Source organism: Streptomyces sp. SYSU D01066-1 (assembly GCF_054956795.1).
This window is the reverse complement of record NZ_JBUDHV010000004.1, coordinates 116,039-130,437: the sequence shown is the minus strand read 5'-3', so window position 1 is coordinate 130,437 and position 14,399 is coordinate 116,039. Positions and strand designations below refer to the sequence as shown.

The window sequence follows — 14,399 nt, the reverse complement described above, 5'->3', positions numbered from 1 at the left end:
CCGTCCCGTGTGGCGCGTCGGTCCGGGTGGGTTGCCGTCCCGTGTGGCGCGTCGGTCCGGGTGGGTTGCCGTCCCGTGTGGCGCGTCGGTCCGGGTGGGTTGCCGTCCCGTGTGGCGCGTCGGTCCGGGTGGGCTGTCGCCCCGTGTGACCCGCCGTCCCCGTGCGATCACCCGTCAGGGGCCGCTCCGCGCGGTGCCCGCGTAGAGGTCGGCCTCCAGCGCCTCGTACCGCGCGCGTTGTTCCCCGGCCTGCTTCCGGCCGGACAGCACCGTGCCCAGCCAGCCGGAGGCGAAGCCGGCGGGTATGGAGACCAGGCCGGTGGTGGTGAACGGGAACCAGTTGAAGTCGGCGTCGGGGAAGGCGGCGACGGGGGTGCCGGAGACCAGGCTGGTGCCCGGGGTGAGGGCGAGCACGACGACGCTGCCGCCGATGAGTGTCCACAGCAGGCCGGCGCGGGTGTAGCGGCGCCAGAAGAGGCTGTAGACCAGGGCCGGACACAGGGCCGAGGCGCCCAGGCAGAAGGAGAGGGTGGCCAGCGGCTGGAGGCTGCGGTGCTGCACCAGGACGGCCAGGGCGATGGTGGGGATGCCGACGGCGACGGCGGACAGCCGGGCCAGCGTCATCTCCCGGCGGGGCGTGAGCGGGCGGGCCCGGGTGGCGAAGACGTCGTGGGCGAGGGAGTTGGCACAGGCCAGGATCATGCCGGCGACCGAGGCGAGCAGGGTGAGGAACATGGCGGTGCCGACGGTGGTGAACAAGGCGGTCTCCACCATGGTCACGTCGGTGCCGAAGGCGGCGCGGGAGCCCAGCAGGTAGGCCGAGTTGCCGGCGGCGTCGGTCTCGGCGACCGTCTCCCGTCCGACCAGCGCCGTCGCCCCGAACCCGACCACGGTGACGACCACGACGAACACGGCCACCAGGGAGACCGCCCAGGACATCGACCGGCGTACCTGGCGGGCGCTGGTGGCGCTGTACATGCGCATGGTGACGTGCGGCAGGCAGGCGCCGCCGAGCACCACGGCGAGCTGGGAGGAGACCATGTCCAGGCCGGGCCACGGCCCGGCGGCGTACTCCAGGCCGGGGTGCAGGAAGGCCTGTCCGGCGCCGCTGCCCCGGGCCGCGGCGTCGAAGAGGGCGCCCGGGTCCCAGCCGAACCGGTGCAGGAGCAGCAGCGTGACCACGGCGCCCGAACCGAGCAGCATGACGATCTTCAGTATCTGGATGAGGGCGGTGCCCTTCATGCCGCCGATCGCCGCGTAACTGATCATCAGCGCGCCCACCCCGATGACGCAGCCGGTCTGGTACGACTCGCTGCTGAAGTCGAGCAGGAACGCCATCAGCTGCCCGGTCCCGGCCAGTTGCACCAGCATCATCGGCACCAGCGCGGCGAGGGTGACCGCGCAGGCGGTCACGCGCACGCTCCGGCCGGTCATCCGGCGGGCCAGTACGTCCCCCATGGTGAACCGGCCCGCGTTCCGCAGGGGTTCGGCCATCAGGAACATCAGCAGGAGCAGGGAGAGGGCGGTGCTCAGGGCCAGGACGACCCCGTCGAAGCCGAACAGGGCGATCACGCCGCTGGTGCCGAGCACGGTCGCGGCGGAGATGTAGTCCCCGGCGATGGCCAGCCCGTTGCGCATCGCGGACAGCGAGCCGTAGCCGGTGTAGAACTCGTCCAGGTCGTCGCGGTCGGGGCCGGTCATCACGCACAGCAGCAGCGTGACGGCGGCGACGGCGGAGAAGCCGACCAGGGACATCGCCTGGGCGCTGTCGCTGAAACCGGTCATCGTCCTGCCTCCACGCGGTCCACGAGCGGGTCGACGCGGCGCCGCGCGGTCCGCTCGTACAGGACGATCGCCAGCCAGGTGACGGGCAGTTGGAGCAGGGCGAGGAGCAGGCCGAGGGGCAGGCCGGTGGTGACCTCACCGGTCAGCGCCGACGGGGCGAACGCGGCCAGGCACAGGAACACCAGGAAGTAGCCGAGCGCGGCTGACGTGGCGACGCGCCGCAGTCCGCGGTAGGCGCCGCGCAGCGCGCGTACGTCACCGCGCGCGCGGACCTGGGGCAGGCGGAGTGTCGCGGAGTCCTCCGGTAAGGGCCTACGGGTGGGTGCTGACGGTGGTGCGTACGGGTCATGGGACATCCCGTGCTCCTTGCGAGGATCGGGTCCGCTGTGGACGGACCGCAGGGAGGGGGGTGCGGTGCTCGCACGTTAGCGGCAGGTTGCGGGGCGTGTGGGGTTTTCCCCAAACTGAGTGGTCGGTATGTGGAAAACACGTGTGGGAAACGCGTGCGGGAAACGCGTGCGGGCGACGCCTGTGGGGAACGCGGGGCGCTTGTTCCGCCGCCGCCTTCGCGGGACGGGCCGGGCCGGGACGGGACGGGACGGATCGGGCCGGGCCGGGGCGGACGGTCAGTCCGTCAGGACCGGGAACTTCCGCGGGGCCAGCGTCAGCAGCACCAGGAACGCCAGGGCCGCCGCCCCGGCCGCGCCGAGGTAGACGGCGTGCACGGCGTCGGCGATGGCGTACCGTACGGCCTCGTCCGCCGCCTCCGCCCCGACCCCCGCCCCCGCGCCCCCGTCCAGTGTCCGGGTCACCGAGTCGAGGTCGCTCGCGCCGCCGAGGTGCGCGGCCAGCACCCCGTTGGCGATCGCGCCGAAGACGGCCGCGCCGACGGTCTGCCCGGTCTGGCGGCAGAACAGGACCGACGCGGTCGCGGTGCCCCGCTCCGACCAGCCGACCGTCGACTGCACGCCCACGATCAGCGGGAGCTGGAACAGACCCAGCGCGGCGCCGAGCAGCAGCATCAGCAGCGTCGGCTGCCAGGCCGCGCCGGGGTACGGCAGGAACGGGAACGCGAACAGGACGAGCGAGGCGGTGCCGATGCCGAGCAGGGCGGTGTCGCGGAAGCCGATCCTGCGGTACACGTGCTGGCTGAGCGCCGCCGACACCGGCCAGCTCAGCGTCCACACCGACAGCACGAACCCGGCGGCCACCGGCGCCAGTCCCAGCACCGACTGCGCGTACGTCGGCAGGAACACCGTGGGCGCCACCATCAGCAGGCCGAGCGCGCCGAGCGCCAGGTTGACGGCGGCGATCGTACGGCGCCGCCACACCCAGCCGGGCATGATCGGGTCGGCCGCCCGGCGTTCGACCACCACGGCGGCCGCCAGCAGGGCCAGTCCCGTCCCGAACAGGGCGAGCGACGGCGCGGACAGCCACGGCCAGGCCACCCCGCCCTGCACCAGCGCGGTGAGCAGGACGCCGCCGCACGCGAACACCGTGAGCGCGCCCGCCCAGTCGACACGCGCGCGCGTGCCGCCGTCCCTCCGCCCGGGTTCGTGCAGGTGGCGGACGATGAGCCACAGGGCGACCGCGCCGACCGGCAGGTTGACGAGGAAGATCCACCGCCAGTCGGCGTACGCGGCCAGGAGCCCGCCCAGGCCGGGCCCGGCGACCGCGGAGACCGCCCACACCGTGGAGAGGCGCGCTTGTATCCGCGGGCGGTCCTGGAGCGGGTACAGGTCGGCGGCGAGGGTCTGCACGGTGCCCTGGAGCGCGCCGCCGCCCAGGCCCTGCACGACGCGGAAGGCGATCAGGGCGGCCATGTTCCAGGCGAGCGCGCACAGCAGCGAGCCCAGCAGGAACAGGGCGGCGCCCGCGACCAGGACGGGTTTGCGGCCGAAGGTGTCGGAGAGCTTGCCGTACACCGGGAGGGTGACGGTGACGGCCAGCAGGTAGCCGGAGAAGAGCCAGGAGAAGACGGAGAAGCCACCGAGATCACCGACGATCTGCGGGACGGCGGTGGAGACGACGGTGGCGTCCAGGGCGGCCAGCGCCATCGCCAGCATGAGCGCGGCGACGACCGCGCCCCGCCGTCCGCCGCCGCCGGCCCGAGCGGTGTCCCGTACCGCGTCCTCGGCGCCGGCCGCCGGACGGCCTGCCGTGCCGTCCGCCGAACCGCCTGCCGTGCCGTCCGCCGAACCGCCTGCCGTGCCCTCCACCGCGCCGTCCACCGTGCGGACCTCCTCGAACCGGGGACATCAGCTTCGCACTCGATGTGGACGCGGCGGGAGGGCGCGGGCCGGGACGCCGGGAGCGCGCGGCCGGGCGCGGGCCGGGTGGGCCCGAGGGCGGAGACCGACCCTGAGGCGGCGCCCGCCGGCGGGCGTACCGCCCCTAGGGGTAGCTCCGTACTGCGGCTCGGGGAAGGCTCGTACCGGCGGAGGACGAGAGGTGTCCCGCGCCGTCCTTAACCTTGCTTTACGCCGCTGGGGGGCGGTGAACCGGACCCGTGGGGGTGGGGTTTTCCCCAGGGGAGGACTGCGCTGGGCACCATCGCGGGCGGGTACCGCGGGCGGCCAGACTTCTTTCCGGGGCGGTCACGTCGGCCGCCCGGCCGCGACACACCTCACGTATGACGTACGCCGGGGCACCGGCAGCTCACTCGATGACCGACATAGGAGACTTGCCATGACATCGGCCGTGACCATTCCCAGGCACGGGAGTACTGGAGGACGTACGGCCGTCGCCGCGCGGGCGCGGCAGGTCGTGAAGGCGTACGGGTCGGGGGAGACCCGCGTCGTCGCCCTGGACCGGGTCGACGTGGACATCGCGCGGGGGGAGTTCACCGCGATCATGGGGCCCTCGGGATCCGGCAAGTCCACGCTGATGCACTGCCTCGCCGGGCTCGACACCGTCACCTCCGGGCAGATCCACCTGGACGAGACCGAGATCACCGGTCTGAAGGACAAGAAGCTCACGCGGCTGCGCCGGGACCGGATCGGCTTCATCTTCCAGGCGTTCAACCTGCTGCCGACGCTGAACGCGCTGGAGAACATCACGCTGCCGATGGACATGGCCGGCCGCAAGCCCGACAAGGCGTGGCTGGGCCAGGTCGTGGACACCGTGGGGCTGGCCGGGCGGCTCAGGCACCGGCCCGCCCAGCTCTCCGGCGGCCAGCAGCAGCGGGTGGCGGTGGCACGGGCGCTCGCCGCCCGGCCGGAGATCATCTTCGGTGACGAGCCGACCGGCAACCTGGACTCCCGCGCGGGCGGGGAGGTACTGGGCTTCCTGCGCAGGTCGGTGGACGAGCTGGGCCAGACCATCGTGATGGTCACCCACGACCCGGTGGCCGCGAGCTACGCGGACCGGGTGCTGTACCTGGCCGACGGCCGCGTCGTCGACGAGATGCGCGCCCCCACCGCCGAAGCCGTCCTGGACCGCATGCTGCGCTTTTCCGGGGGACACTCCCAGACCTCCGGCCTCGACGCCCGGGGGCGCACGTCATGACCGTCCTGAAGACCTCGATGCGCAGCTTCCTCGCGCACAAGGGCCGCATGGCGCTGTCGGCGGTGGCGGTGCTGCTGTCGGTGGCGTTCGTCTGCGGCACGCTGGTGTTCACCGACACGATGAACACGACGTTCGACAAGCTCTTCGCGGTCACCTCCTCGGACGTGACGGTCGCCCCGGAGGACGCCGGGGCCGAGGACGCGCCGCAGAGCGGGGTGCCGTTCTCGCTGCCGGCGTCCGAGCTGGAGAAGGTCCGCTCGGCGGAGGGCGTGCGGGCGGTCGAGGGCGCGGTCGTCTCGATGAACGTGACGCTCGTCGACGACGCCGGCGACAACGTGGGAGCCGCCGGCGGCGCCCCGACCATCGCCGGCAACTGGACCAGGAACGACCTGCGGTCGATGGAGATCACCGAGGGGCACGCGCCGCGCGGTCCCACCGAGATGATGGTCGACTCCGACACCGCCGACAAGCACGGCCTGGGGATCGGCGACGAGCTGCGCACCATCGCGCAGACCGGTGACTTCACGGCGCGGATCGTCGGTGTCGCCTCCTTCACCGTCACCAACCCCGGCGCCGCGGTGGTCTACTTCGACACCGCCACCGCCCAGCGCCGACTGCTCGGCGGCGCCGACCGGTTCAGCCAGCTCAATGTGACGGCGGCGGCGGGTGTCTCCGACGAGACCCTCAAGCGGAACGTCTCCCGGGCCCTGGACGGCGGCGGCTACGAGGTCCAGACGGCGAAGGAGGCGTCCGACGAGGCCCGTTCGGACGTCGGCGAGTTCATGGACGTCATCAAGTACGCCATGCTCGGTTTCGCCGGGATCGCGTTCCTGGTCGGCATCTTCCTGATCATCAACACCTTCTCGATGCTGGTCGCCCAGCGCACCCGCGAGATCGGCCTGCTGCGGGCCATCGGCTCCTCCCGCCGCCAGGTCAACCGCTCGGTGCTGATCGAGGCGTTGTTCCTCGGTGTCGTCGGGTCGGTCCTCGGTGTCGCGGCGGGGGTCGGCATCGCGGTCGGCCTGATGCGGCTGATGTCGGCGGCGGGCATGGAGCTGTCCACCGACGACCTGACGGTGAAGGCGGCCACCCCGGTCGTCGGCCTGGTCCTCGGTGTCGTGGTCACCGTCCTCGCCGCCTACCTGCCGGCCCGCCGCGCCGGCAAGGTCTCCCCGATGGCCGCGCTGCGCGACGCCGGTACCCCGGCCGACGGCAGGGCGGGCGTGCCGCGGGCCGTGACCGGCCTCGTCCTCACGGGCGCGGGCGGTGCGGCGCTGTACCTGGCCGGTACGGCGGACAGGGCGAGCGACGGCGCGCTGACGCTCGGCGCGGGTGTGGTCCTGTCGCTGATCGGCTTCGTCGTCATCGGTCCGCTGCTGGCCGGTGGGGTCGTCCGCGTGATCAGCGCGGTGCTGCTGCGGCTCTTCGGACCGGTGGGCCGCATAGCCGAGCGCAACGCCCTGCGCAACCCGCGCCGCACCGGCGCGACCGGTGCCGCCCTGATGATCGGCCTGGCCCTGGTGGCCTGTCTGTCGGTGGTCGGCTCCTCGATGGTCGCCTCGGCCACCAGCGAGCTGGACAAGTCGGTGGGTGCGGACTTCATCGTCCAGGGCGACCAGCGGATCGTCCCGCAGGCCGAGCAGGCGATGCTGGACACGCCGGGCCTCGATCACGTCACCCGTTACAAGGTCCTCGACGCCACGCTGACCTCGCCCGACGGCAAGAAGGACGACGGCGGCGTCACGGCCGCCGACGCCACCTACGCCGAGGACCTGCGCCGCCCGACCACGGCCGGCGACCTGTCGGACGCGTACGGCGCGGACGCGATGTCGGTCGGCTCGGACTACGCGAAGAAGCACGGCGTCGGCGTCGGCGACACGATCTCCGTCGCCTTCGAGGGCGGCAGGACGGCCAAGCTCAAGGTCGCCGCCATCACCGACGACGACACGGCGATCGACCAGGGCGCCCGGTACATCGGCATCGACACGATGCGGAAGTACCTCCCGGCCTCCGCGATCCCCCCGAACACGATCATGTTCGCCAAGGCGGCGGACGGCCGGACGGACCAGGCGTACGCGGCGCTGAAGAAGTCCCTCGACCCCTACCCGCAGTACCAGGTCCGCGACCAGACCGACTACAAGCGGGAACTGAGGGACCAGATAGGCCAGTTGCTGAACATGGTCTACGGCCTCCTCGCCCTGGCGATCATCGTCGCGGTCCTCGGCGTGGTGAACACCCTGGCCCTCTCGGTCGTCGAACGCACCCGCGAGATCGGTCTGCTGCGCGCCATCGGCCTCTCCCGCCGCCAGCTGCGCCGCATGATCCGCCTGGAGTCCGTGGTCATCGCCCTCTTCGGCGCGCTGCTCGGCCTGGGCCTGGGCCTGGGCTGGGGCGCCACCGCCCAGCGGCTCCTCGCCCTGGAGGGGCTGAACGTCCTGGACATCCCCTGGCCGACCATCGCCGGCGTCTTCGTCGCCTCGGCCTTCGTGGGCCTGTTCGCCGCGCTGATCCCGGCGTTCCGCGCGGGCCGCATGAACGTCCTGAACGCGATCGCGACGGAGTAGCCACCGAGAACCACCGTGTGCGGGGAAACGGGGGCACGGGGGAAATCGGGGGAAAAGGGGAAACGGGGGCGCGGGGGAAATCGGGGGAAACGGGGGACGGTGCCGGGGAGTCACATGACTCTCCGGCACCGTGCGTGCCGACGGGAAATCCCGCAGTCCGGGCCGTGAATGTACCGGCCGCATATGCCGCTCGGTGCGCGATTCGATCAATCCCCCGAATGCCTTGTGGCAGGGACGGATGACTGTGCATAGTTTGCGGACAGCAACGCGCAGAAACGTTTGTTCTGGGGCGCCGCAGAGCGCCTGTCGCGAGACGGGGTTATTTCGTTGAACGGGGCCGTAACGCAATTCGACTTCGGGATGATCCCACCGGTCGTCGCCTATCTGATGGCCTGCGTGGGAGGAGCGCTGGGCCTGCGCTGCGTCACCCGGTCGCTGCGCAAGAACCGGTCCGGCCACCGGAAGGCGTGGCTGGCGCTGGGCGCCGTCTGCATCGGCACCGGCATATGGACCATGCACTTCATCGCCATGATGGGCTTCCACGTCCACGGCGCGACGATCACCTATGACACGGCGCTGACCTTCCTCAGCCTCGGTGTCGCCGTGGCCGTGGTCGCGATCGGCGTCTTCATCGTGGGCCACCGGGGTGCCACGCCGCTCAATCTCGCTGTGGCGGGGGTCATCACCGGCGGCGGCGTCGCCGCCATGCACTACCTGGGCATGAGCAGCATGCGGTTCTCCGGCCACCTGTCGTTCGACCCGGTCACCGTGGTGCTGTCCGTCCTGATCGCCGTGCTGGCCGCCACCGCGGCGCTGTGGGCCGCCATCAATCTGCGCGCGCTGTGGACCGCCATCGCGGCGAGCGCGGTGATGGGCGCGGCCGTGGCCGGCATGCACTACACCGGCATGGCCGCGATGCACGTCCACCTCGACGGACCCGTCGACGACCTGGCCGGGGACTCGCTGAACCTCCTCACCTTCCTGCTGCCGGTGGTCGCGGGTCCGGTCGGTGTCCTGGTCGTCGCTTCCGTCGTCATCATGTTCGACCCGGACATGCTCGCCGGCGAGGACGACCGTGCGGCCCGGATCCCGGCCGGCGCGCAGACCGAGGGACCGGACAGCGACGCCGATCGGCACGCGCTCTCGCCCCGCAGGCCCTGAGCACGTTTTCGCCGGCCGCCAAAGGACGCGTCCGCCATGTCCGGAACGGCACCCGGAAGATGCCGGCGCGAAGAGGTCGAAAAGCTGGAAAAGACACGCGAAGCCCGAAGGGCCCGTTGCTAGACGAAACAGCGAACGGCGCCGGGAATCCATGAACGACCCCAGGCGCCGGCCACCTCAGCGGCAACGCGGGCAGGCGCACGGCGGAAACCGGCCCAAGATTTCCGGCGGCGGGTCGGCAGTGACGGTCCGCCCGGCGGTGCCGTCCGCCTCGGGCGAGCCGGGCCGTCCCGCCGCCGGGCATCCGTCCAACGGGTGAACGCCCCCGCGGGGTCGTACGCTGGACACCCCCGGCCCGCACCGCGTGTCGGGCCCGTCGTGTTGCACACCCGGGACATCCCACGTACCCCCACGGACGGAAAGCGCCCCCTCCATGAGCCTGCACGGTCTGCTCGACGCCGTCGTCAAGGACACCGCCCTCGCGGAAGCGATCGCGGCGGCCGGCGACGGCAACCGCATGCATGTCGACCTGGTCGGCCCGCCCGCGGCCCGGCCCTTCTCGGTGGCCGCGCTGGCCCGTGAGACGGGCAGGACCGTCCTCGCCGTCACGGCGACCGGACGGGAGGCGGAGGACCTGGTCGCGGCCCTGCGTTCGCTGCTGCCGCCCGAGGGCGTGGTCGAGTACCCGTCCTGGGAGACGCTGCCGCACGAGCGGCTCAGCCCGCGCAGCGACACCGTGGGACGGCGGCTGGCGGTGCTGCGGCGGCTGGTCCACCCCCGCGCCGACGACCCCGAGACCGGCCCCGTCTCCGTCGTCGTGGCGCCGGTGCGGTCCGTGCTCCAGCCGCAGGTCAAGGGGTTGGGGGACCTGGAGCCGGTGGCGCTCAGGAGCGGGCAGAGCGCCGATCTCGAAGAGGTCGTGCAGGCCCTGGCCGCCGCCGCGTACGCCCGGGTGGAGCTGGTGGAGAAGCGGGGCGAGTTCGCCGTGCGCGGCGGCATCCTCGACGTGTTCCCGCCGACCGAGGAACACCCCCTGCGGATCGAGTTCTGGGGCGACGACGTCGAGGAGATCCGCTATTTCAAGGTCGCCGACCAGCGCTCCCTGGAGGTCGCCGCACACGGACTGTGGGCGCCGCCCTGCCGGGAGCTGCTGCTGACGGACGAGGTGCGGGAGCGGGCCGCCGCCCTCGCCGAGGACCACCCGGAGCTGGGGGAGCTGCTCGGCAAGATCGCCGAGGGGATCGCCGTGGAGGGCATGGAGTCCCTCGCGCCGGTGCTCGTCGACGACATGGAGCTGCTGCTCGACGTGCTGCCGCAGGGGCCCGGCGGCGCCATGACCGTCGTGTGCGACCCCGAGCGGGTGCGGACGCGGGCCGCCGACCTGGTGGCGACCAGCCAGGAGTTCCTCCAGGCGTCCTGGGCGGCCACCGCCGGCGGCGGCGAGGCGCCGATCGACGTCGGCGCGGCCTCCCTGTGGTCCCTCGCGGACGTCCGGGACCGGGCCCGTGAGCTGGGGATGATGTGGTGGTCGGTGTCACCGTTCGCCGCCGACGACGCCCTGCAGGAGGCCGACACCCTCAAGCTCGGCATGCACGCCCCCGAGACCTACCGCGGCGACACCGCCAAGGCACTGGCCGACACCAAGGGCTGGCTCGCCGACGGCTGGCGGGTGGCGTACGTGACCGAGGGGCACGGCACCGCCGCCCGCACGGTGGAGGTGCTGGGCGGCGAGGGGATCGCGGCCCGCCTCGACGTACCCGGCGCCCAGTCGGCCGGGCTCGGTGAGCTGAGTCCGTCCGTCGTGCACGTGGCCTGCGGGTCGCTCGACCACGGGTTCGTGGAGCCGGGGCTCAGGCTCGCCGTGCTCACCGAGACCGATCTGTCGGGGCAGAAGGCCGCCGGGCGAGAGGGCGCGCGGATGCCGGCCCGGCGGCGCAAGACCATCGACCCGCTCACCCTGGAGGCGGGCGACTACATCGTCCACGAGCAGCACGGCGTGGGCCGGTACATCGAGATGGCACAGCGCACCGTGCAGGGCGCCACCCGCGAGTACCTGGTCGTGGAGTACGCGCCGGCCAAGCGCGGCCAGCCCGGCGACCGCCTCTACATCCCCACCGACCAGCTGGAGCAGATCACCAAGTACGTCGGTGGCGAGGCGCCCACCCTGCACCGGCTCGGCGGCGCCGACTGGACCAAGACCAAGGCGCGGGCGAAGAAGGCGGTCAAGGAGATCGCCGCCGACCTGATCAAGCTCTACAGCGCGCGGATGGCGGCGCCGGGGCACGCCTTCGGACCCGACACGCCGTGGCAGCGGGAGCTGGAGGACGCCTTCCCCTACGCGGAGACCCCCGACCAGCTCACCACCATCGCCGAGGTCAAGGAGGACATGGAGAAGACGGTCCCGATGGACCGCCTGATCTGCGGCGACGTCGGCTACGGCAAGACCGAGATCGCGGTGCGCGCCGCCTTCAAGGCCGTACAGGACGGCAAGCAGGTCGCCGTACTGGTCCCCACCACCCTGCTGGTGCAGCAGCACTTCGGGACGTTCAGCGAGCGGTACGCGCAGTTCCCGGTGAAGGTGCGGGCGCTGTCCCGCTTCCAGAGCGACGCCGAGGCGAAGGCGACCCTGGAGGGGCTGCGGGACGGCTCGGTGGACGTCGTCATCGGCACCCACCGGCTCTTCTCCTCCGAGACCAGGTTCAAGGACCTCGGGCTGGTCATCGTCGACGAGGAGCAGCGCTTCGGCGTCGAGCACAAGGAGCAGCTGAAGAAGCTGCGGGCCAACGTGGACGTGCTGACGATGTCCGCCACCCCCATCCCCCGCACCCTGGAGATGGCGGTCACCGGCATCCGCGAGATGTCGACGATCACCACCCCGCCGGAGGAGCGGCACCCGGTGCTGACCTTCGTCGGCCCCTACGAGCAGAGGCAGATCGGCGCCGCCATCCGCCGCGAGCTGCTGCGCGAGGGCCAGGTCTTCTACATCCACAACCGCGTCGAGTCCATCGACCGGGCGGCGGCGCGGCTGCGCGAGATCGTGCCCGAGGCGCGGATCGCCACCGCCCACGGCCAGATGTCCGAGCAGGCCCTGGAGAAGGTCGTCGTCGACTTCTGGGAGAAGAGGTTCGACGTCCTGGTCTCCACGACGATCGTCGAGTCCGGCATCGACATCTCCAACGCCAACACGCTCATCGTCGAGCGCGGCGACAACTTCGGGCTCAGCCAGCTCCACCAGCTGCGCGGCCGGGTGGGCCGGGGGCGGGAGCGCGGGTACGCGTACTTCCTGTACCCGCCGGAGAAGCCGCTGACGGAGACCGCCCACGAGCGGCTGGCCACCATCGCCCAGCACACCGAGATGGGCGCGGGCATGTACGTGGCGATGAAGGACCTGGAGATCCGCGGCGCGGGCAACCTGCTCGGCGGCGAGCAGTCCGGGCACATCGCCGGCGTCGGCTTCGACCTGTACGTGCGGATGGTCGGCGAGGCGGTGGCCGACTACCGGGCCGCGCTGGAGGGCGGGGCGCAGGAGGAGCCGCCGCTGGAGGTCAAGATCGAGCTTCCGGTCGACGCGCACGTCCCGCACGACTACGCCCCCGGCGAGCGGCTGCGCCTTCAGGCGTACCGCTCCATCGCCTCCGCCAACAACGAGGAGGACATCAAGGCGGTACGGGAGGAACTGGTCGACCGGTACGGCAAACTTCCCGAGCCCGTGGAGAACCTGCTGCTGGTGGCGGGGCTGCGGATGCTCGCGCGGGCGTGCGCCGTCGGCGAGGTCGTGCTCCAGGGCAACAACATCCGGTTCGCGCCGGTCGAGCTGCGGGAGTCGCAGGAGCTGCGGCTCAAGCGCCTGTACCCGGGGTCGGTCATCAGGGCGACCGCCCACCAGGTGCTGGTGCCGCGTCCGAAGACCGCGAAGGTCGGCGGGAAGCCGCTGGTCGGACGGGAGCTGCTGGGCTGGGTCGGGGAGTTCCTGACCTCCGTGCTGGGGTCGTAGGAGCCGGCCGGTGCCGGTGCCGGTGCCGGTGTCGGAGGCGGGGTGTCAGGGGCCCGGCGGGTGTCGGTGCCGGGGTGTCAGGGGCCCGGCTGGTGGGGGCGCCGGTGTCACAGGAGTCCGGCGGGCCCGGCAGGTGCCGGGCCCGCCGGGGAACCGGCGGGCGGAGGCCGTCCGCGGTGCCACCGGGCACCGCGGACGGCCTCACGCGATGGAGCGCGTCAGTGCTGGTCCGGCCGGCCGCCGCCCCGCCTGCCCATGCCGAAACGGCTCTCGGCCTGCCGCTGGGCGGTGTCGACCTGCTTGCGGTACTTGCCGCCGGTCCGCTTGTTGATCTGCTTCTCGGCGGTGTCGGACATCCTCCGTGACCTGTCCTTGTCCTTGCCGGCCATGTTCTTGACCTTGTCGAGGAAGCCCATGCAGGAACTCCTTCCGAGACGGGACTCTTTTCCGACCGTACGCTCCATATGTCGTATACGCCCATTAAGGTGCCGTGTGGTCTGGACCTCTCGATCGCTACGGTGGTACGGCGGGGAACGGCGAGGGAGGCGCGTGTGACGCGGCACAGCAGGATGCGAACCGGATGGGCCGCGTGCGCGGCACTGGCCCTGGCCCTGGTCACCGGGTGCGACGGGCTGGAGGGCGGCGGGAGCGCGCCGTCGGGGAGCGGCGGGAGCGACGCCGGGGCGGGAACCGCCGCCGGGCACGCCGTGAGCCCGCTGGAGAACCCGGACGGGACCGGGCCCGGCCTCGCCGCGGTCACCGACGACGCCGGCCGGGCCTCCGCCCGCGAACTCATCGAGAGGCTGGACACCAAGGGCCGCGGTCCGAAGACCGGCTACGACCGAGACGAGTTCGGCTACGCCTGGATGGACACCGCCGACGGGGTCCCGCTGGCCCGCAACGGCTGCGACACCCGCAACGACGTCCTCCAGCGCGACGGCCGGGAGCTGGAGTTCAAGTCCGGCTCCGACTGCGTGGTCGTCGCCATGACCCTGGACGACCCGTACACCGCCACGACCATCGAGTGGCGCAAGCAGGACGCCGCCGAGGTGCAGATCGACCACGTGGTGCCGCTCTCGTACAGCTGGCAGATGGGGTCCTCGCGGTGGGACGAGGAGAAGCGGCGGCAGCTCGCCAACGACCCCCTCAATCTCATCCCGGTCGACGGGTCCGCCAACTCGTCCAAGGGCGACTCGGGGCCGGCGTCCTGGCTCCCGCCCAGCAAGGCGATCCGCTGCTCGTACGCGGTGCGGTTCGCCCAGGTGGCGCTGAAGTACGGCCTCGCGGTCACCACGTCGGACCGCACCGCCATGCTCGGACAGTGCGGGGCCTGAGCCCGCGCGGCACCCCGCGGACGACGGGCCGGGGCCGGCACCACCGGTGTGCCG

At 72.3% G+C, this 14,399-nt stretch carries 9 protein-coding genes; 5 read left to right on the top strand and 4 right to left on the bottom strand.

The features are described 5' to 3' along the window. Positions 1-174: 174 nt before the first annotated feature. The 3 genes from ACY1JF_RS05955 to ACY1JF_RS05945 all read right to left on the bottom strand — a co-directional run bounded on the left by ACY1JF_RS05955 (position 175) and on the right by ACY1JF_RS05945 (position 4,016). A complete protein-coding gene (locus tag ACY1JF_RS05955; protein ID WP_462703911.1) occupies positions 175-1,785 on the bottom strand; it encodes a sodium/solute symporter in 1,611 nt (536 codons plus the stop codon). Continuing rightward, positions 1,782-2,141: a DUF485 domain-containing protein gene (locus tag ACY1JF_RS05950; RefSeq protein ID WP_462703910.1), complete on the bottom strand. Its 360-nt coding sequence runs from the start codon at positions 2,139-2,141 to the stop codon at positions 1,782-1,784. The genes ACY1JF_RS05955 and ACY1JF_RS05950 overlap by 4 nt, the downstream gene beginning before the upstream one ends. A 270-nt stretch (positions 2,142-2,411) precedes the next feature. Further along, entirely contained in the window at positions 2,412-4,016 is a 1,605-nt protein-coding gene (locus ACY1JF_RS05945) for an MFS transporter (RefSeq protein ID WP_462703909.1), read from the bottom strand. Between the two features lie 457 nt (positions 4,017-4,473). On the opposite strand from ACY1JF_RS05945, the gene ACY1JF_RS05940 reads away from it, so the two are divergent. From ACY1JF_RS05940 to mfd, 4 genes are all read left to right on the top strand, one after another. Further along, positions 4,474-5,292, top strand: a complete 819-nt coding sequence (locus ACY1JF_RS05940) for an ABC transporter ATP-binding protein (RefSeq protein WP_462703908.1) — start codon at positions 4,474-4,476, stop codon at positions 5,290-5,292. Continuing rightward, positions 5,289-7,856: an ABC transporter permease gene (locus tag ACY1JF_RS05935; RefSeq protein ID WP_462703907.1), complete on the top strand. Its 2,568-nt coding sequence runs from the start codon at positions 5,289-5,291 to the stop codon at positions 7,854-7,856. The genes ACY1JF_RS05940 and ACY1JF_RS05935 overlap by 4 nt, the downstream gene beginning before the upstream one ends. A gap of 360 nt (positions 7,857-8,216) precedes the next feature. After that, entirely contained in the window at positions 8,217-9,017 is an 801-nt protein-coding gene (locus tag ACY1JF_RS05930; protein WP_462703906.1) for an MHYT domain-containing protein, read from the top strand. A 433-nt stretch (positions 9,018-9,450) separates the two neighbouring features. Beyond that, positions 9,451-13,011, top strand: a complete 3,561-nt coding sequence (gene mfd, locus ACY1JF_RS05925) for a transcription-repair coupling factor (RefSeq protein WP_462703905.1) — start codon at positions 9,451-9,453, stop codon at positions 13,009-13,011. A gap of 218 nt (positions 13,012-13,229) precedes the next feature. Here the strand turns inward: mfd and ACY1JF_RS05920 are convergent, their stop codons facing one another. Further along, positions 13,230-13,427: an antitoxin gene (locus ACY1JF_RS05920; protein ID WP_462703904.1), complete on the bottom strand. Its 198-nt coding sequence runs from the start codon at positions 13,425-13,427 to the stop codon at positions 13,230-13,232. Positions 13,428-13,562: 135 nt separating this feature from the next. On the opposite strand from ACY1JF_RS05920, the gene ACY1JF_RS05915 reads away from it, so the two are divergent. Next, positions 13,563-14,345 carry an HNH endonuclease family protein gene (locus ACY1JF_RS05915; protein ID WP_462703903.1) on the top strand — a complete coding sequence of 261 codons (783 nt, stop codon included), beginning with the start codon at positions 13,563-13,565 and terminating at the stop codon, positions 14,343-14,345. Positions 14,346-14,399: the final 54 nt, after the last annotated feature.

What these genes read in the sequence shown, in the direction of transcription:
- ACY1JF_RS05955 (WP_462703911.1), bottom strand. Translation starts at nt 1,785, where the DNA reads ATGACCGGTTTCAGCGACAGCGCCCAGGCGATGTCCCTGGTCGGCTTC.
- ACY1JF_RS05950 (WP_462703910.1), bottom strand. Translation starts at nt 2,141, where the DNA reads ATGTCCCATGACCCGTACGCACCACCGTCAGCACCCACCCGTAGGCCC.
- ACY1JF_RS05940 (WP_462703908.1), top strand. Translation starts at nt 4,474, where the DNA reads ATGACATCGGCCGTGACCATTCCCAGGCACGGGAGTACTGGAGGACGT.
- ACY1JF_RS05935 (WP_462703907.1), top strand. Translation starts at nt 5,289, where the DNA reads ATGACCGTCCTGAAGACCTCGATGCGCAGCTTCCTCGCGCACAAGGGC.
- ACY1JF_RS05930 (WP_462703906.1), top strand. Translation starts at nt 8,217, where the DNA reads ATGATCCCACCGGTCGTCGCCTATCTGATGGCCTGCGTGGGAGGAGCG.
- mfd (WP_462703905.1), top strand. Translation starts at nt 9,451, where the DNA reads ATGAGCCTGCACGGTCTGCTCGACGCCGTCGTCAAGGACACCGCCCTC.
- ACY1JF_RS05920 (WP_462703904.1), bottom strand. Translation starts at nt 13,427, where the DNA reads ATGGGCTTCCTCGACAAGGTCAAGAACATGGCCGGCAAGGACAAGGAC.